Source organism: Lonsdalea britannica, from assembly GCF_003515985.1.
GTDB classification, from domain to species: Bacteria; Pseudomonadota; Gammaproteobacteria; order Enterobacterales; family Enterobacteriaceae; genus Lonsdalea; species Lonsdalea britannica.
The window spans coordinates 2,082,754-2,103,230 of sequence record NZ_CP023009.1 but is presented as its reverse complement, the minus strand read 5'-3'; the positions used below and the strand labels follow the sequence as shown (position 1 = coordinate 2,103,230).

At 56.9% G+C, this 20,477-nt stretch carries 18 protein-coding genes; 4 read left to right on the top strand and 14 right to left on the bottom strand.

All coding sequences use genetic code 11. The features are described 5' to 3' along the window. Positions 1-34: 34 nt before the first annotated feature. From nusB to nrdR, 4 genes are all read right to left on the bottom strand, one after another. Positions 35-448: a transcription antitermination factor NusB gene (nusB, locus tag CKQ53_RS09665; RefSeq protein WP_085651693.1), complete on the bottom strand. Its 414-nt coding sequence runs from the start codon at positions 446-448 to the stop codon at positions 35-37. Positions 449-473: 25 nt separating this feature from the next. Continuing rightward, positions 474-950: a 6,7-dimethyl-8-ribityllumazine synthase gene (ribH, locus tag CKQ53_RS09660; RefSeq protein ID WP_026738812.1), complete on the bottom strand. Its 477-nt coding sequence runs from the start codon at positions 948-950 to the stop codon at positions 474-476. A gap of 119 nt (positions 951-1,069) precedes the next feature. After that, entirely contained in the window at positions 1,070-2,185 is a 1,116-nt protein-coding gene (ribD, locus tag CKQ53_RS09655) for a bifunctional diaminohydroxyphosphoribosylaminopyrimidine deaminase/5-amino-6-(5-phosphoribosylamino)uracil reductase RibD (RefSeq protein ID WP_085651691.1), read from the bottom strand. A 43-nt stretch (positions 2,186-2,228) separates the two neighbouring features. Then, the gene (gene nrdR / locus CKQ53_RS09650; RefSeq protein ID WP_026738810.1) at positions 2,229-2,678 is read right to left on the bottom strand and encodes a transcriptional regulator NrdR; all 450 of its coding nucleotides are present in this window, start codon (positions 2,676-2,678) and stop codon (positions 2,229-2,231) included. A gap of 451 nt (positions 2,679-3,129) precedes the next feature. On the opposite strand from nrdR, the gene mgtA reads away from it, so the two are divergent. Both mgtA and CKQ53_RS09640 read left to right on the top strand, forming a co-directional pair. Continuing rightward, positions 3,130-5,832, top strand: coding sequence for a magnesium-translocating P-type ATPase (gene mgtA, locus CKQ53_RS09645; protein ID WP_118894941.1), 2,703 nt, complete (start codon positions 3,130-3,132; stop codon positions 5,830-5,832). Between the two features lie 230 nt (positions 5,833-6,062). After that, positions 6,063-6,638, top strand: coding sequence for a DUF3251 domain-containing protein (locus tag CKQ53_RS09640; protein ID WP_094118535.1), 576 nt, complete (start codon positions 6,063-6,065; stop codon positions 6,636-6,638). Between the two features lie 114 nt (positions 6,639-6,752). Here CKQ53_RS09640 and secF read toward each other — a convergent pair whose 3' ends face one another. The 5 genes from secF to queA form a co-directional block, all read right to left on the bottom strand. Then, positions 6,753-7,721 carry a protein translocase subunit SecF gene (gene secF, locus CKQ53_RS09635; RefSeq protein WP_027063691.1) on the bottom strand — a complete coding sequence of 323 codons (969 nt, stop codon included), beginning with the start codon at positions 7,719-7,721 and terminating at the stop codon, positions 6,753-6,755. A gap of 10 nt (positions 7,722-7,731) precedes the next feature. Further along, on the bottom strand, positions 7,732-9,579 hold the full coding sequence (gene secD / locus CKQ53_RS09630; RefSeq protein ID WP_085651688.1) for a protein translocase subunit SecD: 1,848 nt from the start codon (positions 9,577-9,579) through the stop codon (positions 7,732-7,734). 29 nt (positions 9,580-9,608) lie between these two features. Further along, positions 9,609-9,944: a preprotein translocase subunit YajC gene (gene yajC, locus CKQ53_RS09625; RefSeq protein ID WP_026738805.1), complete on the bottom strand. Its 336-nt coding sequence runs from the start codon at positions 9,942-9,944 to the stop codon at positions 9,609-9,611. A gap of 93 nt (positions 9,945-10,037) precedes the next feature. Further along, entirely contained in the window at positions 10,038-11,168 is a 1,131-nt protein-coding gene (gene tgt / locus CKQ53_RS09620) for a tRNA guanosine(34) transglycosylase Tgt (protein ID WP_085651687.1), read from the bottom strand. Positions 11,169-11,261: 93 nt separating this feature from the next. Next, positions 11,262-12,332, bottom strand: coding sequence for a tRNA preQ1(34) S-adenosylmethionine ribosyltransferase-isomerase QueA (queA, locus tag CKQ53_RS09615; protein WP_094118536.1), 1,071 nt, complete (start codon positions 12,330-12,332; stop codon positions 11,262-11,264). 116 nt (positions 12,333-12,448) lie between these two features. On the opposite strand from queA, the gene CKQ53_RS09610 reads away from it, so the two are divergent. Further along, positions 12,449-13,048, top strand: coding sequence for an acyl carrier protein phosphodiesterase (locus CKQ53_RS09610; protein WP_094118537.1), 600 nt, complete (start codon positions 12,449-12,451; stop codon positions 13,046-13,048). A 154-nt stretch (positions 13,049-13,202) separates the two neighbouring features. Next, on the top strand, positions 13,203-13,805 hold the full coding sequence (locus CKQ53_RS09605; protein WP_085651684.1) for a peroxiredoxin C: 603 nt from the start codon (positions 13,203-13,205) through the stop codon (positions 13,803-13,805). Positions 13,806-13,916: 111 nt separating this feature from the next. Here the strand turns inward: CKQ53_RS09605 and proY are convergent, their stop codons facing one another. The 5 genes from proY to phoB form a co-directional block, all read right to left on the bottom strand. Further along, positions 13,917-15,275 carry a proline-specific permease ProY gene (proY, locus tag CKQ53_RS09600; protein ID WP_085651683.1) on the bottom strand — a complete coding sequence of 453 codons (1,359 nt, stop codon included), beginning with the start codon at positions 15,273-15,275 and terminating at the stop codon, positions 13,917-13,919. 73 nt (positions 15,276-15,348) lie between these two features. Beyond that, complete coding sequence (gene brnQ / locus CKQ53_RS09595) at positions 15,349-16,668, bottom strand: branched-chain amino acid transport system II carrier protein (protein WP_085651682.1); 1,320 nt, start codon at positions 16,666-16,668, stop codon at positions 15,349-15,351. Between the two features lie 398 nt (positions 16,669-17,066). After that, positions 17,067-18,173 (bottom strand): cobalamin-independent methionine synthase II family protein, encoded by a 1,107-nt coding sequence (locus tag CKQ53_RS09590; protein ID WP_094118538.1) that lies wholly within the window; start codon positions 18,171-18,173, stop codon positions 17,067-17,069. A gap of 235 nt (positions 18,174-18,408) precedes the next feature. Next, positions 18,409-19,734 carry a phosphate regulon sensor histidine kinase PhoR gene (gene phoR / locus CKQ53_RS09585; protein ID WP_094118539.1) on the bottom strand — a complete coding sequence of 442 codons (1,326 nt, stop codon included), beginning with the start codon at positions 19,732-19,734 and terminating at the stop codon, positions 18,409-18,411. Between the two features lie 27 nt (positions 19,735-19,761). Further along, a complete protein-coding gene (phoB, locus tag CKQ53_RS09580; protein WP_094118540.1) occupies positions 19,762-20,451 on the bottom strand; it encodes a phosphate response regulator transcription factor PhoB in 690 nt (229 codons plus the stop codon). Between the last annotated feature and the right edge of the window lie 26 nt (positions 20,452-20,477).

Genomic DNA, 20,477 nt, shown 5'->3' with positions numbered 1-20,477 from the left:
AACTTTCGGGACGGGTAATCCGGTCCCGAATGACTTATTTTTTACGCAGATGTGGGGCTGCTTTATCCAGCACGCCGTTGACAAACTTGTGGCTGTCTTCAGCGCCGAACACTTTAGCCAGTTCGATGGCTTCATTGATGGCCACTTTATACGGCACATCATCGCGACGGCTCAGTTCAAAGACCGCCAGACGCAGGATCGCTTTTTCCACCTGACCCAGTTCTTCCAGCTTGCGGGACAGGTATGGCGTCATTAACTCATCCATACGCTCGGCCTGCGTCGCCACCCCGGTCAACAGCTCGCGGAAATAGGTGATGTCAACGCCTTTGACATCCTGCTCGCTCAGGAATTCTAGTTCAACATCGGCAATATCATTTTTAGATAACTGCCAGGAATAAAGCGCTTGAACCGCACATTCACGGGCGCGGCGACGAGCAGCAGGTTTCACGGAAATACCCCTTACTTAATCAGGCTTACTTGATAGCGTGTAATACATTAATCATTTCAAGCGCGGTCAACGCAGCTTCTGCGCCTTTATTACCCGCTTTGGTGCCGGCGCGTTCGATAGCCTGCTCAATGCTTTCAGTCGTCAGTACGCCGAAAGCCACGGGAATGTCGCTGTTCATGGCAACCTGCGACAAACCTGAGCTGCATTCGCCAGCCACAAATTCAAAATGGGCTGTCCCACCACGGATCACCGTTCCCAGCGCCACCACGGCATCGTAACCGCCGTTCTGAGTGCTTTTGGTCAACGCGCGTACCGCTAGCGGTAGTTCGTAGGCTCCCGGCACCCATACCACGGTGATGTTCTCTTCCTTCACCTGGCCGATGCGTTTCAGAGCGTCAACAGCGCCTTCTAACAGGCTGTCGTTGATGAAATGGTTGAAGCGGGCAATTGCAATCGCCACGCGGGCATTAGGAGTAGCAACAACACCTTCAATAACGTTCATAGCTTTCCTTTGACTGGTTTAAGTGCCCCGCAGGGGGGCGGATTCTATCATATTCTTCCGGCGTCGTGTCCGGTTTTGTCAGCCGATATTTTGTACAGCGAGTCGCCTGTAGCGCCGCCTCAGGACTGCGGTTTAAGCGTCAGACGCAGATCGGGACCGACTTGCGCCACCTGCGCCAGCGAAAACTCAGGCGCCTGGGACAACAGAGACAATCCCGGCAAGACGCAGAGCGGACGCGCGGCCTCGCCCAGCAGCTTCGGCGCGAGGTAGAGCAGCACTTCGTCCACCACATTGGCACGCAGCAACGCACCGGCCAGCCGTGCGCCCGCTTCGACCCACACCGAGTTAATCTCGCGTTTGCCCAGCAGCATCATTAACGCCACCAGATCAACCCCTTCGCCCTGCAATGGCAGCGCCAGCTGTTCTACCGATGACGGCCATGCCTGCGCATCGGCCTTCTGACGCGCCAGCCAGGTCGACCCCGGCTGCTGAATCAGACGATGACGGAAGGTGACGCGTTCCTGACTGTCGACGACCACCCGGACGGGCTGACGCAGCTGATCCTGCGGATACGCCTGCTGCATCTCGGGATCGAATTCTTCCCAGCGTACGGTCAGAGAAGGATCGTCCGCCAGCACCGTCGCGCTGCTGCTCAGGATGGCAGAGCTTTCGGCGCGAAAACGCTGTACATCCTGACGCGCCTGCGGCGACGTAATCCACTGGCTTTCGCCGGAAGCCATCGCCGTGCGGCCATCCAGTGACGCCGCCATTTTGAGCTGTACAAAGGGCAATCCGGTACGCATGCGTTTGAGAAAACCGCGATTAAGCTGCTCGGCTTCCGCCGCCATGACCCCATAGCTGACGTCAATACCGGCCTGATGCAGTCGCGTCAGCCCTCGTCCGGCGACCTGTGGATTGGGATCCTGCATCGCGGCGACAACCCGCGTTACGCCAGCGGCGATCAAGGCATCCGCGCACGGCGGCGTACGTCCGTGATGACTACAGGGCTCCAGCGTAACGTAAGCCGTCGCGCCGCGCGCGCGCTCACCGGCCATGCTCAGGGCGTGGACTTCCGCATGGGGACCGCCCGCTTTCTGATGATAGCCTTCACCAACGATCTCGCCGTCGCGGGCGATCACACAGCCGACGTTGGGATTGGGCGCAGTGGTGAAACGCCCCCGGCGCGCCAGTTCCAGCGCCCGAGCCATATAAAATTCATCCGACGGTAGTGTCATTCCCAGCCTCTCTTCTCAACGCCGACTGTGCGGCATGACGGGGTTAATCCTGCAGACGGGCGATCTCTTCCCCGAACTCTCGAATATCTTCAAAGCTGCGGTAAACCGAGGCAAAGCGGATGTAGGCGACCTTATCCAGCTTTTTCAGCGCATCCATCACCAGATTACCCAGCATCTTCGCGGTCACTTCCCGCTCGCCAGTGGCTCGCAGCTGCGATTTGATGTGATTAATCGCCATTTCCACGTCATCGGAGCTGACCGGCCTTTTTTCCAGCGCTTTCTGCATACCGCTGCGCAGTTTGTCCTCATTGAAAGGCTCTCGCACATCGTTGCTTTTGATGATACGAGGCATCACGAGTTCCGCCACTTCGAAGGTGGTAAAACGTTCGTTGCATACCAGACACTGACGACGTCGACGTACCTGTGCTCCCTCACTAACCAACCGGGAATCAATCACTTTGGTATCAACCGCAGAACAAAATGGGCAATGCATAACCTTTCCCGCTCCCTCCGTTTATCGTGAGAATAGTTTACCCTGAATTAACCGCCTAACCCAGTCTCCTTGTGGCGCAACGCGGCCAAGTGGGCCTCCCGGCCATCGGTTTAGATTGGGTTGAGGATCGATCTGCTAGTTTGAGACTCCGCAAACTGGCGCCCGCCGTTCAACGGCTATTGCCTAAGCTGAAATTCGCCTTCTGACCCCACGCTCGCGTCGTCAGGAATGGCATCAACCCCGGAGAAATGTGATGGAACCAGAACCTCACCCTGCTCAGGCAGGACTTCTTCGGTAAGACAGCCCTTTTTCTCGCTGCCTTACCGACCAATAAGTAAGGCAGCGACGTTCACCTATCGTCCCTGCTCATTCTATGATGCCGACGCGCCGGTGGCATTCCCCTGCGCGTCATCACGCTGCGACGTTATAACGTCGTGGCGGAGGGACTGTTATGCTATTGACACGCCTCACCCGGCAGTGGCTCGTTCAAATTAGCCGCCATCTGCCTTCTCGTTTGTTCCACCGCGCGCCGATGCCCGACGGTCAGGCGAACGCCATACCGGAACGTCTCGCCCGTCAGTGTCATCACTACGCCTGGCTGAGTGAGGACGCGCTCTATCAGGCTTTTGACAGCCATCCCGAAGGACTGATGCCTAACGAAGTCCGTCAGGCTCGGCTGACCTACGGTGAAAATCAGATCCCCGGCGAGCAAGCCGCGCCCTGGTGGCTGCATTTGTGGCGCTGCTACCGCAATCCTTTCAACCTGCTGCTGACGTTGCTGGCGCTGATTTCCTACGCCACGGAGGACCTGACCGCGGCGCTGGTCATTGGGCTGATGGTGCTGATCTCGACGCTGCTTCACTTTGTTCAGGAAGCACGCTCGGGCAAAGCCGCCGACACGCTGAAAGCGATGGTCAGCAATACCGCCACCGTCCTGAGATGCGATGAGCAAACCGGACGCAGCGAATATCAGGAAATTCCGCTGGATCAGCTGGTGCCGGGCGACCTCGTCAAGCTGGCGGCGGGCGACATGATCCCGGCGGATCTGCGTGTGTTGCAGGCGCGCGATCTGTTTATCAGTCAGGCCTCGCTGACCGGTGAGTCACTGCCCGTGGAAAAAGTCGCGCACAGCCGTCTGGCGAAAAACGCCCCCGCATTGGAAAGCGATACCCTGTGCTTCATGGGCACCAATGTCATCAGCGGCACCGCGCAGGCGATCGTTATCGGCACCGGCGCCAATACCTGGTTCGGCCAGATGGCAGGCCGGATAACGCTTCAACCCGAGCAGGAAAACGCGTTCCAGAAAGGCATCAGCCGCGTCAGCTGGCTGCTGATCCGCTTCATGCTGGTCATGACGCCCATCGTGCTGGTCATTAACGGCTACACCAAAGGCGACTGGTGGGAAGCGGCGCTGTTCGCGCTATCGGTCGCCGTCGGCCTGACGCCGGAAATGCTGCCGATGATCGTCACCTCGACGCTGGCGAAAGGCGCGGTAAAACTCTCTCGCCAAAAAGTGATCGTCAAACGTCTGGACGCCATTCAGAACTTCGGCGCGATGAATATTCTCTGCACCGACAAGACCGGCACGCTCACACAGGATCGCATTGCGCTGGAAAGTCATACCGACGCGTTCGGGCGCTGCAGCCAAAAGGTGCTGCGTCTGGCGTGGTTGAACAGCGCGCATCAAACCGGGCTGCGCAACCTGCTCGATCAAGCCGTACTGGAAGGCGTTTCCAATAAAGAGCAGCACGACATTCTTTCCCGCTGGCGCAAAGTGGACGAAATTCCGTTCGACTTCGAGCGCCGCCGCATGTCGGTCGTCGTCGCCGAAAACGATCGGGAGCATCAGCTGATTTGCAAAGGCGCGCTGGATGAAATGCTGAGCGTCTGCTCCTCAGTGAGACTCGGTGAAGACACCCTAATGCTGGATGAGGACCGGCTGCTGCGGATCCGTCATCTCACCGACGATTGGAATCGCCAGGGTCTGCGCGTGGTCGCCGTCGCCAGCAAGGTGATCGACGCCGAGCCGCGGGATTATGCCCGCGCGGATGAGTCCGATCTGATTCTGGAAGGCTATATCGCTTTCCTCGATCCGCCGAAAGAAAGCACCGCCCCGGCGTTGAAAGCGCTGAAAAACAGCGGGATCACGGTCAAAATTCTGACCGGGGACAGTGAACTCGTGGCCGCCAAGGTCTGCCGCGACGTCGGCATCGACTGTTCGGAGACGTTGATCGGCAGCCGCCTCGATGAGATGACCGACGAGGAGCTTTCGGCTCAGGCAGAAACCACCACGCTGTTTGCCAGGCTGACGCCGATGCACAAAGAGCGCATTGTGCGTCTGCTGCGAGCGCGGGGACATGTCGTCGGCTTCATGGGCGACGGCATCAACGACGCCCCCGCGCTTCGCGCGGCGGACATCGGTATCTCCGTCGACTCTGCGGTGGATATCGCCCGGGAAGCGGCCGATATCATCCTGCTTGAAAAAAGCCTGATGGTGCTGGAGCAAGGGGTCATTGAAGGCCGCCGAACCTTCGTCAACATGTTGAAATACATCAAGATGACGGCCAGCTCCAACTTCGGTAACGTGTTCAGCGTGCTGATCGCCAGCGCATTTCTGCCGTTCCTGCCCATGCTGCCGCTGCATCTGCTGATCCAGAACCTGATGTACGATATTTCCCAGATCGCCATCCCGTTCGATAACGTGGACGATGAGCAGATTCGCCGCCCGCAGCGCTGGAATGCCGGAGATATTGGTCGATTCATGGTGTTCTTCGGTCCGATCAGCTCTATTTTTGACGTGATGACGTTCGCTTTGATGTGGTGGGTCTTCCAGGCCAACACGCCGGAGATGCAGACGCTGTTCCAGTCTGGCTGGTTTGTTGAAGGACTGCTGTCGCAGACACTGATCGTACATATGATCCGTACCCGTAAGATCCCGTTCATTCAGAGTCGACCGTCATGGCCGCTGGCGATGATGACGCTGCTGATTATGGCGACGGGGATCGCGCTGATTTTCTCACCGCTGGCCGGGTTCCTGGAGCTACAGCCACTGCCTCTGAGCTATTTCCCATGGCTCATCGCCATTCTTTGCGGCTACATGATGCTAACGCAGGCGATGAAAGGCTTCTTCGCTCGCCACTACGGCTGGCAGTAACCACCCGACGCAACGGCTGCGCCCGCTCCCCTTTTTCGGGCGCAGCCCCCTCCTCTTCCTCGCGTTTCTGTCCTGCCACTGGCTGACGATGCTCCGTTTTTATTCCACATCCGCTATTATCTGTCGCAGAACACTGACTTGGCGATGACCCCGACTCGGCGTCCGCCTCCCCACGACGACACGCCCCAGCCTTTAAGGTCTGTTCGCCGTTTCTGAAGGAGACTCTTTCAATGACCATCCGTTTCCGCCTGCTAACTTTACTGCCGACGATGATCGCGCTGGCAGGCTGTGCTCAGCAGCAGCAACTGCCTCAGGTGCAGCAAGAGATCCGCCAATTGAATCAGCGGTTGCAGACGCTGGCTGAACAGGCCGCGGCGCTTGAGCGTCAAAATACCCTGAACGCACACTCCAGCGCGGGCGTTTATCTGCTGCCGGCGGCCAAAAACTATGCGCTGGTGGACAGCGCGATCGGCCGACTGAGCGTCTCTCTCAGCCATGTTTCGCAGGAAGCCAGCGGGACATACGCCCAGTTGCATATCCGACTGATCGACGGTGGGACGCTACCGAATTTCCGCGCACATCTGGATTGGGGCGAACTAGACGCCTCTGGAAAGCCGCTGACCAATGGCGCGCAGACCCAGTCCTTCGCCGTGTCGCAAACGCTGGTTCCCAAATGGGAAGCCGCCATCGCGCTGCGCCTGACCGGCCTGCCGCCTGAACAACTGGGTTTCATTCGCCTGTACGATATCGAAAAGGTCGCCGGCGTTGCGCCGCAGCCGGGCCAAATTTCCTCCCCGGCGCACTAACGAGTGGGTTCGATTGCGGGCATCATCTCGCCCGCGCCTTTCTGCCGCACACCGTCACTCAAGCCCAAAAAAAACCCGCCTTCCGGCGGGTTTTTTGCGTATCGAAAGAGAATGTTACGGTAACAGCGACGGCTGGTCCGCCCCTTCTTTCTCGACTTTCTGCTGAATCATGTGCTCGCGCTTCATGCCAAGCTTCAGCGCCAGTGCGGACGCGACGTAAATCGAAGACACCGTACCAATGGAGACGCCGATCAGCATCGCCAGCGAGAAGCCTGACAGCATCGCACCGCCGAAGATATACAGCATCAGCACCACCACCAGCGTGGTGGCGGACGTCATAATGGTACGGCTCAGCGTTTGCGTCAGCGACACGTTCATGATCTCGTACGGCGTACCGCGGCGGATCTTACGGAAGTTCTCACGGATACGGTCGGAGACCACGATGCTGTCATTCAGCGAGTAACCGATGACCGACATCAGCGACGCCACGATGGTCAAATCGATTTCGATCTGAAACAGCGACAGCACGCCCAGCGTGATGATGACGTCATGCGCCAACGCGATAACCGCGCCCAGCGCCAAACGCCATTCAAAACGGAAGCCGACATAGATCAGGATGCAGATCAGCGCCGCCAGCAGCGCCATGCCACCCGCCTGCGCCAGATCGTTACCCACGCTCGGCCCCACGAACTCGATACGTTTCACTTCGCCGTGCTGGGAGGTGCTCTGGTTAATCACGTTCAACACCTGATTACCCAACTCCTGCCCGGAGTTGCCGACGTTCGGCGACATACGCACCATCACGTCGCGGCTGCTGCCGAAGTTCTGAACCAGAGGGTCGGCAAAGCCGGCTTTCTCCAGCGCCTGACGCATTTCGTCCAGATCGCCCGGTTTTTCCAGATGAATTTCAATCACCGTACCACCGGTGAAATCCAGTCCCCAGTTGAAGCCGCGAGCGCCGATCAGCACCAGCGAAATCACCAGCAGAATCCCCGAAATCAGGAACGCCAGATTGTCCCAGCGCATAAAGTCGATGACTTTACGGCCGTAGTTGAGTTGCTCAACAGTATATTCCTGTGCCACAACGCACTCCTCAGATAGACAGCTTGTTAATGCGTTTACCGCCGTAAAGCAGGTTCACGATGGCACGGGTACCGACAATCGCCGTAAACATCGAGGTCGCAACCCCGATCGTGGTGGTGATAGCAAAGCCTTTAATCGAGCCGGTACCGACCGCATACAGGATCACGGCAGTGATCAGGGTCGTCACGTTGGCATCCACGATACTGGAGAACGCGCCTTTATAACCCTCATGGATCGCCTGCTGCACCGTACGCCCGTTTTTCAGCTCTTCCTTGATACGTTCGTTAATCAACACGTTCGCATCGACCGCCACCGCCAGCGTCAGCACGATACCGGCAATCCCCGGCATGGTGAGCGTCGCGCCGGGCAGCAGAGACATGATCCCGACAATCAGCACCAGGTTCGCGATAAGCGCGGTCGTCGCGATAATCCCGAATTTACGGTAGTAAACCACCATAAACACGATGGACGCGATCAGGCCCCACAGACAGGCTTCCAGACCCTGAGTGATGTTCTGCATCCCCAGCGTCGGGCCAATGGTCCGCTCTTCGACGATCTGAATCGGCGCAATCAACGCACCGGCGCGCAGCAGCAGCGACAGCTGGCGAGCTTCGTTCGGATTGTTAATGCCGGTGATACGGAAGCTGTTGCCCAGGCGAGACTGGATGGTCGCGACGTTGATGACCTCTTCCTGTTTCTCCAGAATCGCGCGGCCAGTGGCATCTTTCTTACCGCTGTCCTTATATTCCACGAACAACGTCGCCATCAGTTTGCCGATGTTGTCCTTGGTAAAGTTGGACATCATGTTGCCGCCGGCGCTGTCGAGAGAGATGTTGACCTGAGGACGGTTGTATTCGTCAGAGCTGGACGTGGAATCCGTGATGTGGTCGCCGGTCAGAATCACGCGCTTGTACAGCACGACAGGACCGCCTTCACGCATCTGTTTCACTTCTGAGTCACCCGGTACGCGTCCGCTGGCGGCGGCCGTTGAATCCACGTTGGAGTTGACCAGACGGAACTCCAACGTCGCCGTCGCGCCCAAAATTTCTTTCGCGCGCGCCGTATCCTGAATACCCGGCAGTTCGACGACGATACGGTCGGCGCCCTGACGCTGAACCAACGGTTCGGCAACGCCCAGCTGGTTTACACGGTTACGCAGAATGTTGATGTTCTGCTGAACCGCATACTCACGGGCTTCGCTCAGTCGCGCATCGCTCATGACCGCACGCAGCGTCGCGTCGCCATTGGCGTTGATCACCAGATCGCGGTGACGGGATGTCAGATAGCTAACGCCCTGATCGCGGGTCTGATTGTCGCGAAAGCGAATTTCGACGCCGTAGTTATCAATCTTGCGGACGGAAGCGTAGGGAATGTTTTTCTCACGCAGATCGCTGCGCAGGGAATCCATGGTTTGTTCCTGCAGCTTGCCCAGCGCGGTATCCATATCCACTTCCATCAGGAAGTGCACGCCGCCGCGCAGGTCAAGCCCCAGCTTCATGGGTTCAGCGCCCAACATTCTCAACCATTGCGGAGTGGCGGGAGCCAGGTTGAGCGCAACGACAAACTTGTCGCCCAGCTCGCCGAGCAGCGCTTCACGTGCGCGGAGCTGTACGTCAGGGTTGGAGAAACGAGCCAGTATCGCGCCGTTTTCAAGCGCAATCGACTTGCTGGAAAGATTCTGTTCTTTTAAGACATTCTGGACCTGGACCAGCGTAGACTCACTGGCGGCGGCACCCCGCGCGCCAGTGATCTGAATCGCCGGATCCTCACCATATAGGTTAGGAAGCGCATACAGCAGACCGACAAGAACAGCCACGATCAGCATGATGTACTTCCACAAAGGATAACGGTTCAACACGGTAGTTCCCTTTGGGAAAAGGCAAAAAATTACAGGGCTTTCATAGTACCCTTCGGCAGCACGGAGGCTACGAAATCACGTTTGATCACGACTTCGTTGTTTTCGTTCAGTTCGATGGCGATGTAGCCGTTCTCGGAGACTTTAGTCACACGACCTACCAGGCCGCCGTTAGTCAGCACTTCATCCCCTTTGCTGATGGAATCCATCAACTTTTTGTGTTCCTTGGCGCGCTTTTGCTGAGGACGCAGGATCATGAAGTAAAAAATCAGACCGAATACGACCAGCATGATGATCAGAGAGTAAGGGCTTCCCTGCGCCGGAGCCCCCGCTGTTGCTGCAACGGCATCGGAAATGAAAAGACTCATGTAAGTTTCCTCTTTATAAAAACGAAAAAGTGATCAAACCAAATAACGTCAAGGGAGCGACGTCCGCCGCCGCCCTCATACTGCTTATACGACTTATACTGCGTCAATCGCCGGCGGAACCGGCTTACCAAGACGCTGGTAAAATGCGGCGACAAAGTCATCCAATTTACCGTCTTCGATAGCCTGGCGTAAACCCGCCATCAGCCGCTGATAATAGCGCAAATTATGGATGGTATTGAGACGCGCGCCGAGTATTTCGTTACAGCGATCAAGATGATGCAGATAAGCACGGCTGTAATGGCGGCATGTATAGCAATCACATTCGGCATCCAGCGGCGCGGTATCATCCTTATGCTTGGCGTTGCGAATTTTCACCACGCCATCGGTCACAAACAGGTGACCGTTGCGGGCGTTGCGGGTCGGCATCACACAGTCGAACATATCTACGCCGCGTCGCACGCCTTCCACCAAGTCTTCTGGCTTACCAACGCCCATCAGGTAACGGGGTTTGTCTTCCGGAAGCTGAGGGCAGACGTGCTCCAGAATGCGATGCATATCCGCTTTCGGCTCGCCGACCGCCAGGCCGCCCACAGCGTACCCATCAAAACCAATGTCTACCAGCCCTTTTACCGACACATCTCGTAAATCTTCGTAAACGCTGCCCTGGATGATGCCGAACAACGCATTGCCGTTGCCCAGCTCGTCGAAGCGCTGACGGCATCGCTTCGCCCAGCGCAGCGACATTTCCATTGAGCGTTTAGCGTAGTCCCAGTCGGCAGGATATGGCGTACATTCGTCAAAAATCATCACGACATCCGATCCCAGGTCGTTCTGGATTTCCATCGATTTTTCCGGGCTAAGGAAGATCGCATCCCCGTTGATCGGGTTACGGAAATGAACGCCTTCTTCGGTGATCTTGCGGATATCGCCCAGACTAAACACCTGAAAACCGCCGGAATCAGTCAATATCGGCCCCTGCCACTGCATGAAGTCGTGCAGGTCGCCGTGCAGTTTCATGATCTCCTGCCCCGGCCGCAGCCACAGGTGGAACGTGTTGCCCAGAATGATCTGCGCGCCCGTCTCTTTTACTTCTTCCGGTGTCATGCCTTTCACGGTGCCGTAAGTCCCCACCGGCATAAAGGCCGGGGTTTCAACTACGCCACGTTCAAACACCAGTCGTCCGCGGCGGGCACGACCATCCGTCGTAAACAATTCGTACTTCACTTAACCTCCAGCACCAGAGAAACAGTCTGATGTCGTTGTTGATGACCTATAAATAGGCACTGCTGGCGGCCTATACCGCCGGTAATCATCGGTTTATTCGCCGACGTGTTCCTGCTCTGCCTCGGGATTGCGCGTGATAAACATCGCATCGCCGTAGCTGAAAAAGCGTAGTTGCTCCGCCACCGCCTGACGATAGGCGTTCATGGTGTGACGGTAGCCAGCGAAAGCGGAGACCAGCATGATCAACGTGGACTCCGGCAGATGGAAATTGGTCACCAGCGCATCGATCACGCGATAGTGGTAGCCGGGATAGATGAAGATGCGAGTATCGCCGAAGAATGGAGCCATCATCGCCTCCGAGCTGGCCTGCGCCGCGCTTTCCAGCGAGCGGACGGATGTCGTGCCGACTGCAATCACCCGATTACCGCGCGCTTTACACGCCAGCACGGCATCCACGACGTCCTGCGGGACTTCCGCATACTCGGCGTGCATGACGTGATCTTCAATGCTGTCCACGCGTACCGGCTGAAAAGTGCCCGCCCCGACATGCAAGGTGACGAAGGCCATTTCGATGCCCTTGTCGCGCAGCGCTGCCAGCAGCGGTTCATCGAAGTGCAGACCGGCGGTCGGCGCCGCGACTGCGCCGGGACGCTGGCTGTAGACGGTCTGATACAGTTCGCGGTCGGCATCCTCATCAGGACGGTCGATATACGGCGGCAGCGGAATGTGACCGATATCGTTGAGAATGGTCAGTACGTCGCGCGGATCGTCGAAACGAATTTCGAACAGCGCATCCTGACGAGACAGCATCGTGGCCGCTACGCTTTCATCCTCGCCCAGCACCAGCTCCGCGCCCGGCTTGGGCGCCTTGGAGGCGCGCACATGCGCCAACACTCGATGTTCGTCCAGTACACGCTCTACCAGAACTTCCAGCTTGCCGCCGCTCGCTTTACGTCCGAACAGTCGGGCGGGGATCACGCGCGTATTGTTGAAAACCAGCAGGTCGCCAGGTTCCAGCTTGTCCAACAAATCGCTAAAGATGCCCAGAGACGTCTCTCCGCTCGGCCCATCCAGCGACAACAAACGGCATCCGCTACGCTGCGCCTGGGGATAATGGGCGATGAGAGACTCAGGGAGTTCAAACGAAAAATCGGCAACACGCATGACTATTCACTTAGCTATCTGACAGAGGGAAAAAGAGGCGGCCTAGTCTAGAGCCGGGAACGACCGGCTGCAAGAAATAAGCGGTCTGTGAGAGGAATTGCACTTATACTGCCGGGATGAATTTTCTCGCCCATCTCCATTTAGCCACGCTGGCCGACAGCTCCCTGCTGGGAAACCTAATGGCTGACTTTGTCCGCGGCAACCCCGACGGCATTTTCCCCGACAAGATCGTCGCCGGCATTCGGCTGCATCGCCGCATTGACAGCCTGACGGACAGCCTGCCGGAAGTTCGCGCCGCGTGCCGCTATTTCAGCGCAGATTATCGTCGCGTGGCGCCCATTACGCTCGACGTGCTGTGGGATCATTTTCTGGCGCGGCACTGGACGACACTGGTCCCCCACGTCACCTTGCCGCAATTCGTCGCCGACGCTCGCAGAGAGATCGAACCGCATCTGCCGGAAACCCCGGAGCGTTTCCGCAATCTAAACAACTACCTGTGGACCGAGCGTTGGCTGGAGCGCTATGCCGAGCTTCCGTTTATCGGCGAAGTCCTGTACCGAATGGCGCTGCGGCGTCCTCGTCTGGCCGCGCTGGCGGGTTCTTTCCAGGAGGTGGAGCGTCACTATCATCAGCTTGAAACACTGTTCTGGCAGTTTTATCCCGTCATGATGGAGACCGTAAAAAGCGGGCGGTTGTCATCAGCAGCGCCGCGCTAACCGGTCGACCTCGGAAAGCAATACCAATTGATGCAATAGGCAAAACCTATCTCATTGATTGGCCGACATTCCCTTTATTCACCCTCGCGAAATACCTATACTCGCTAGGGTTTATTCCCCTCCGCTTTACTCATTTACCACCACGGGAGTTATTATGGTTCTGGTCACTCGTCCCGCCCCCGATTTCACTGCCGCCGCCGTTTTAGGCAGCGGAGAGATCGTTGAAAATTTCAATCTGAAAGAGCACATCAACGGTAAACCGGCCGTCATCTTCTTCTGGCCGATGGATTTCACCTTCGTGTGCCCGTCAGAACTGATCGCCTTCGACCATCGTTACGAAGAGTTCCAGAAGCGCGGCGTTGAAGTCGTAGGCGTCTCCTTCGACTCCGAGTTCGTCCATAACGCCTGGCGCAGCACCCCTATCGACAAAGGCGGCATCGGCGAAGTGAAATACGCGATGGTGGCAGACATCAAACGCGAAATTCAGAAAGCCTACGGCATCGAACACCCGGATGCGGGCGTCGCTCTGCGCGGTTCTTTCCTGATCGACCAAAACGGCATCGTGCGCCATCAGGTCGTTAACGATCTGCCGCTGGGTCGTAACGTTGATGAAATGCTGCGTATGGTCGATGCCCTGCAGTTCCACGAAGAGCACGGCGAAGTGTGTCCGGCGCAGTGGGTGAAGGGTGAAGAAGGCATGGGCGCGTCTCCGGACGGCGTCGCCAAATACCTGTCTCAGAACGCGAGCAAGCTGTAATTTAACAGCCTGTCACGTCAAAAAACCCCGCGGTGGTCGCCGCGGGGTTTTTTATTGACCGCCATTCAAGCCGGATCGGACAATTCGGTCACACCGTCCGGCTTGCGGTCATCAGGCGGCTTTGCGTCGCAGGAAGACGACGTACCCAACCAGCAACAGAGCAATCCACAGACAGCCGGCGTACAGAGAGATACGCGTATCCGGGAAGTAGCCGATCAGGCCGATGATAAACGCCAGGAAAACAATCCCCACCGCAGAAGTCACCGCCCCACCCGGCACCGGGAACGCCAGCGCTTTCGTCTGTTCACGGCTTAGCTTGCGGCGGAAAGCGATTTGGGAGCACAGGATCATAATCCATACCCATACCGTCGCGAAGGTCGCCAGCGAAGCGATAACCAGGAACACTTTTTCCGGCATGATGTAGTTCAGATAGACCGCCGCCAACAGCGCCACCATCATCACCACCACCGTCACCCACGGAATGCCGCCACGGGACAGACGCATGAACACTTTGGGCGCATGGCCCTGTTCAGCCATACCGTGCAGCATCCGCCCTACCCCGAATACATCGCTGTTAATCGCCGACAACGACGCCGTGATCACCACGAAATTCAAAATACCGGCGGCGGCATTAATGCCCATGTGCTGGAAGGTCATCACGAACGGACTGCCGCTGGTGCCAACCTGATTCCACGGATAGATGGACATGATGACGAACAGCGTCCCGACGTAGAACACCAGAATACGCCAGGGGACGGAGTTGATGGCTCGCGGGATGGATTTACGCGGATCTTGCGCTTCACCCGCGGTGATGCCGATGATTTCCACGCCGCCGTAGGCAAACATCACCATTTGCAGCGACAATATCATCCCCATTATCCCGTTACTGAAGAAGCCTCCGTTGGTCCAGAGGTTGTGGATACCCGTCGGCTGGCCGCCGTTGCCTATCCCCCAGATAATGATGCCGATACCCGCCGCAATCATTAGAATGATGGTCGCGACTTTGAAGAAGGACAGCCAAAATTCCAGCTCGCCAAAAACCTTCACGTTCATCAGGTTTATCGCCCCGATGATCAGCACGACGCTCAACACCCAGACCCAGTGCGGCACCGCAGGGAACCAGACGCCCATATAGATACCGAAGGCCGTGACATCGGCAATGGCAACGATCAGCATTTCAAAGCAGTAGGTCCATCCGGTGATGTAGCCGGCCATCGGACCGAGATAATCGCGCGCATAGCGGGAAAAGGAGCTGGCCTGGGGATCGTTGACCGACATCTCTCCCAGTGCGCGCATGATGATATAAGCCGCGACGCCGCCAATGAGATAAGCCAGCAGAACGCTGGGACCCGCCATCTGAATAGCGCTGGCGGAACCATAAAACAGACCGGTTCCTATCGCCGAACCTAAGGCGATAAAACGGATGTGCCGCGCACTTAAGCCACGCTTGAGCTTGGACTCTTGTTCCATATTTAAAGCAACCCTGTTTTACAAACGAAAAAACCACAGGCCGAAGCCTGTGGTGCAAATCCCTCTTGCCGTACTAAGTCCGCGTTGTCGCCGTCTGACGAGCGATAAGCAAATCGTAGGCGGCAGCCACCAGCAACACGGCCAGCGACGGCAACAGCCAGGCCAGCCCTTGTTGACCCAGCGGCAGGTAGTTCGCCCACTCAGGCAACCAGGAAGCAAAGGCCGACGATTTTACGCCATCAATCACGCCGAAGACCAGACTGATCAGCATCGTGGGAGCAACAATGTAGCTGCTGTTATTCCACCAACGCAGGGTAAAGCTCAGCAACACCAGCACGATACACGGCGGGTAAATGGCGGTCAGGATCGGAATAGACAGCTGGATCAGATGGCTCAGTCCCAGGTTGGACACCACCATGGAAAACAGCCCCAGCACAAAGACCAGCGTGCGATATGAAAGCGGCAGATATTCGGCGAAGAACTCCGCGCAGGCACAGGTCAGCCCGACCGCCGTCACCAGACAGGCCACAAAAATCAGTATCGCCAGGAACGCGCTGCCCATGTTGCCGAACGTATATTGTACGTACGCGTGCAGAATCTCAGCGCCGTTCTGAGCGCCTGGGATCAGTTGACCGCTGTTGGCGCCGAGGTGGAACAGGCTCAGATAGACCAGGGCAAGGCCAAGCCCGGCAATCAAACCGGCCATCACGGTATAACGCGTCAGCAGCTTGGCGTCGCTGACGCCGCGCGAACGGGCCGCGTTCACGATCACGATACCGAACACCATCGCGCCCAACGTATCCATCGTGATATAGCCATTCAGGAATCCGCTCGAGAACGGCATCGTTTGATACGCTGGCGCTGGCGGAATAGACGAACCGGCAGGCCACAGCAGCGCGGCAATCCCGAGGATGCCTAACGCGACGATTTTTACCGGGGCCAGAATATGTCCGACGGTATCCAGCAGGCGGCCGGGATAGAGGGAAATACCGATAACGATGGCGAAGTAGACGAGGCTATAAACCAGCAGCGGCATGCCGCCGGAGCCGACCAGCGGCGCAATACCGGCTTCAAAGGAGACGGTCGCGGTGCGCGGCGTGGCGAACAGCGGTCCCACGGCGAGGTAACAGACCGTCGCCAACACAATACCGGCTTTTCGACCAATCGGCGTGCTCAGGGCGTCGATACCACCGCCCACACGCGCCAGCGCGACGACGGTGATGACAGGCAGCCCCACGGCAGTAATCAGGAAGCCTAGTGCCGCGATCCATACGTGAGGACCCGCTTCCAGTCCGACGATAGGCGGGAAAATAATATTACCCGCGCCAACAAACAAGGCAAAGGTCATAAAACCTAATGCCACGATATCTCTGGTTTTTAAACGATAATTCATAACGTATGTCGTGTTGCCTGTAAAACGTACTGAAAAGAGACCGGAACGGGGTCGTCGCCGGTATGAATCCGCTCTTGATTTCGGATGGTGCGCAGAAGTATAGGAATGGTTATTTTCCACACAGCGTTTGTGGTGGCTAAGTAAACCGTTTATAGCGAAAAAATACAAGGCGAGAATATAAAAGCAGAATATCGAACTGAATTATTTGTAATATCCAGTGAATGTGATTAGTTTTTCTTTATAGGCTAACACATGATTTGTGCATTCTATCCCCTTCCAGAGCAATAATATGGCACTTTCATGCCGCCCTGCGCGAAACATAGTCATAATCAAAACTTATTGATATAAAAAACGCCGATATCCAATATCGGCGTTATAAAAGCAGAGGGTATAGGACGTCACCACACTCGTTTCGCAATCTCCACGACGCGTTTCAGCTTATCCCACTGCTCGTCTTCAGACAGGGTATTCCCCTCTTCGGTAGAAGCAAAACCGCACTGCGGGCTCAGGCATAGCTGATCCAACGCAACGTACTGCGCCGCTTCAGCAATCCGATGCTCCACGTCAGCCACCGTCTCCAGCTCGCCGGTTTTAGTGGTGATCAATCCCAGCACCACCTGCTGATGACCCGGACGAATAAAGCGCAGCGGTTCAAAGCCGCCAGCCCGCTCCGTGTCGTATTCCAGAAAAAATTCATCCACATTCACTTCACCAAACAGAATACTGGCGACAGGTTCATAGCCGCCTTCTGCAATCCAGGTGGAACGGAAATTGCCCCGACACACGTGCAGACCAATCACCAAATCGGCCGGTTTGTTGGCCAGCGCCTGATTCAGCACGCGCGCATAGGTGCTGGCGAGAACGTCAGGATCTTCCCCGCGTTCGCGGATCTGGCGCTTCTGGTCTTCGGAACAGAGATACGACCATACGGTGTCATCCAGCTGCAGATAGCGGCATCCCGCCTTGTAAAATGCCTGGATAGCGTCGTGCCAGGTCTGAGCCAGGTCGTCAAAATAGGCGTCTAACGTCGGATAAACAGTGCTGTCGATCGCGTCGCGGCCGCCCCGGAAGTGCAATACGCTGGGGCTTGGGATCGTCATTTTGGCTGAGACGTCTCCCGCAATGCTGTTCAGATAGCGAAAATCGTCCAGCATCGGGTGGCGCGGGTTGAATCTGACCTTTCCGGTGACTTTGATGCTACGGGATTTGGTCTGAATACCATTGAACTGGATACCGTGATCGGCTTCATAGCCCTCAACCCCTTCCAGCCCTTCGAAAAAGTCGAAGTGCCACCACGACCGGCGGAATTCTCCGTCGGTAACGACCTGTAATCCCACGGCTTTCTGACGCTCAACGGCATGCAGAATTTCGCGATCTTCCACTTCGCGTAGCTGCGTCGCCTCGATCTCACCTGCCTGCCATTGCTGGCGCGCCTGCTTGATCGCTGCCGGGCGCAGCAGGCTGCCTACGACATCTGCACGGAACGGAGGTTTAGGTTGTGTCATGTTTGACTCCTGAGTCGCTGCTGGCGGCGGCTGACCGCAGCAGACAGGGTTAATGAGAGAGCGTGGAATATCACGATTAAAATAGACATCCAGACGGCTATAATGACCTCATCCTGACATGAATCGCGTCATTCGACAATAGAATAGTTTTCATTCCGCGTAACAGCGTTGCATGGAGTAAAAGGAGCAAGGAAGCGCTTTTTGCAAGTCATCGCTTTACCGACGACCCGCAGAGTTACAACGGAGAGGGCGCCGAGTGGGGCTGAGAAGAAGGCGATGTCACAATCAGGCGGTTGGGCAGCGTAAACAAAAACCGGGAACCAGCCCCCAGATCGCTGAGGATTTCCAGTCGGGTATCGTGATGGCTAAGCGCGTGTTTGACAATAGCCAACCCCAGACCGCTACCGCCCGTCTGGCGCGAACGCGCCTTGTCAACGCGGTAAAAACGTTCCGTCAGCCGGGGCAAATGCTCCGGCGCGATTCCCGGACCATTATCGCTGACCTGGAACTGCGCGCCCTGCGACGTCTGTTGCCAGGTGACCTCAATGCGAGTCCCTTCCGGCGTATGGTTGATGGCGTTATAGACCAGATTGGAGACGGCGCTGCGCAACTGTTCTTCATTCCCAAACACTATCAGCTGTTCGTTAACGCGAAAAACAATCTCGTGCCTCCCCTGACTCAGGGTCTGTGCCTCGCGCTGCAACACCCGCAACATCAGCGGAATGTCGACCTTTTCATTGAGGTTGATGGCCGCCGCCGCTTCAATTCGGGAGAGCGTTAGCAGCTGTTTCACCAGACCATCCATGCGCCGCGTCTGCTCTTGCATGGTATTGAGCGCCTTCGCCTGCGGCGGTCCGTCCATCGGCCCGTCATGCATCATCTCAAGATACCCTTGCAGCACGGTCAGCGGCGTACGCAGCTCGTGGCTCACATTGGCGAAGAAGTTACGGCGAGCGCCTTCCAACTGATGCATCAGCGTGACGTCGCGCACCACCATCATCGTTTGGCCTTCGGAATAAGGCATTAATCGAAACTCGACGTGGTGGCCGTTATTAAGCTGAAGCGTGAGCGGGCGATCAAACACCTGAGACTGCATATAGCGGGAAAATTCAGGGTAACGCAGGAGGTTAAGCACATTCTGTCCGCTGTCGTCGGGCCAGCGCAGCCCCAGCAGATGTTGAGCCAGTCGGTTGCACCAGATGATCCCGCCCTCTTCCGTCGTGATGACGATAGCGTCAGGGAGCGACTCCGCTCCGCTGCGAAAGCGTTTGATCAGCACCGCCAGCTCGCGTCGACGACGGCGGCTGCGCAGCTGCATTTGATACAGACCGTAAAGCAGCGGCTCCCAACTGCCGCGGCCGGGAGGCGGCGTCATGCTGCGGTCGATCCAAAGCCAGTGAGAAAGGCGCAGCTGGTTATAGTAGTTCCAGCACAGCGCGGACAGCACCGCCACCAGCAAGAACCACGACAGGTAACCGTAGATCAGTCCCAGCAGCAGCGCAGGTAGGCAGAAAATCGCCAACTCCGCCGCCAGCCTTTTCCAGGATAAGCGTTCTAACACGTGAGGTTGTCTCCACAACGACCGGGATCAGTAGCGCGTCGAGAATCGGTAACCGGTTCCCCGTACTGTCTGCACCATTTTGTCGTGCCCGCTGGTTTCCAGCGCTTTACGCAGGCGGCGAATATGAACATCGACAGTGCGATCTTCAACATAGACATTAGTGCCCCAGACATGGTTCAGCAATTGTTCCCGACTATATACCCGTTCCGGGTGGGTCATAAAGAAATGCAACAGCTTGAATTCGGTGGGCCCCATATCCAGCGCCCGATCTTCGGTGGTAACGCGATGGGACGAAGGATCCAGACTGAGGCCGCGCATTTCGATCACTTCTTCGACGGCCATCGGGGAGATTCGGCGCATGACCGCCTTGATACGAGCCACCAGCTCTTTGGGGGAGAAGGGTTTGGTGATGTAGTCGTCCGCGCCGACTTCCAGACCTTTGACCCGGTCTTCCTCTTCACCGCGCGCGGTCAGCATCATGACGGGAATATCGCGGGTCAGCGTTTCACGCTTCATGTGTTTGATGAACTGCAAACCGGAACCGCCGGGAAGCATCCAATCCAACAATACTAATTCGGGATAAGGTTCCGACAGTCGATTGACCGCGCTATCGTAATCTTCGGCTTCTACGGGCTGATAACCGTTCTGTTCCAGAACGAAACACACCATCTCACGGATAGGCGCTTCATCTTCTACTACCAAAATGCGTCTTGCCATCGTTAATCCTGCCGTTAATCGTCGCT

Bases quoted from the DNA above. Each gene is read 5' to 3' on its own strand.
- ribH (WP_026738812.1), bottom strand. From the start codon at position 950: ATGAACGTTATTGAAGGTGTTGTTGCTACTCCTAATGCCCGCGTGGCG.
- ribD (WP_085651691.1), bottom strand. From the start codon at position 2,185: ATGACACTACCGTCGGATGAATTTTATATGGCTCGGGCGCTGGAACTG.
- nrdR (WP_026738810.1), bottom strand. From the start codon at position 2,678: ATGCATTGCCCATTTTGTTCTGCGGTTGATACCAAAGTGATTGATTCC.
- mgtA (WP_118894941.1), top strand. From the start codon at position 3,130: ATGCTATTGACACGCCTCACCCGGCAGTGGCTCGTTCAAATTAGCCGC.
- CKQ53_RS09640 (WP_094118535.1), top strand. From the start codon at position 6,063: ATGACCATCCGTTTCCGCCTGCTAACTTTACTGCCGACGATGATCGCG.
- yajC (WP_026738805.1), bottom strand. From the start codon at position 9,944: ATGAGTCTTTTCATTTCCGATGCCGTTGCAGCAACAGCGGGGGCTCCG.
- queA (WP_094118536.1), bottom strand. From the start codon at position 12,332: ATGCGTGTTGCCGATTTTTCGTTTGAACTCCCTGAGTCTCTCATCGCC.
- CKQ53_RS09610 (WP_094118537.1), top strand. From the start codon at position 12,449: ATGAATTTTCTCGCCCATCTCCATTTAGCCACGCTGGCCGACAGCTCC.
- CKQ53_RS09605 (WP_085651684.1), top strand. From the start codon at position 13,203: ATGGTTCTGGTCACTCGTCCCGCCCCCGATTTCACTGCCGCCGCCGTT.
- proY (WP_085651683.1), bottom strand. From the start codon at position 15,275: ATGGAACAAGAGTCCAAGCTCAAGCGTGGCTTAAGTGCGCGGCACATC.
- brnQ (WP_085651682.1), bottom strand. From the start codon at position 16,668: ATGAATTATCGTTTAAAAACCAGAGATATCGTGGCATTAGGTTTTATG.
- CKQ53_RS09590 (WP_094118538.1), bottom strand. From the start codon at position 18,173: ATGACACAACCTAAACCTCCGTTCCGTGCAGATGTCGTAGGCAGCCTG.
- phoB (WP_094118540.1), bottom strand. From the start codon at position 20,451: ATGGCAAGACGCATTTTGGTAGTAGAAGATGAAGCGCCTATCCGTGAG.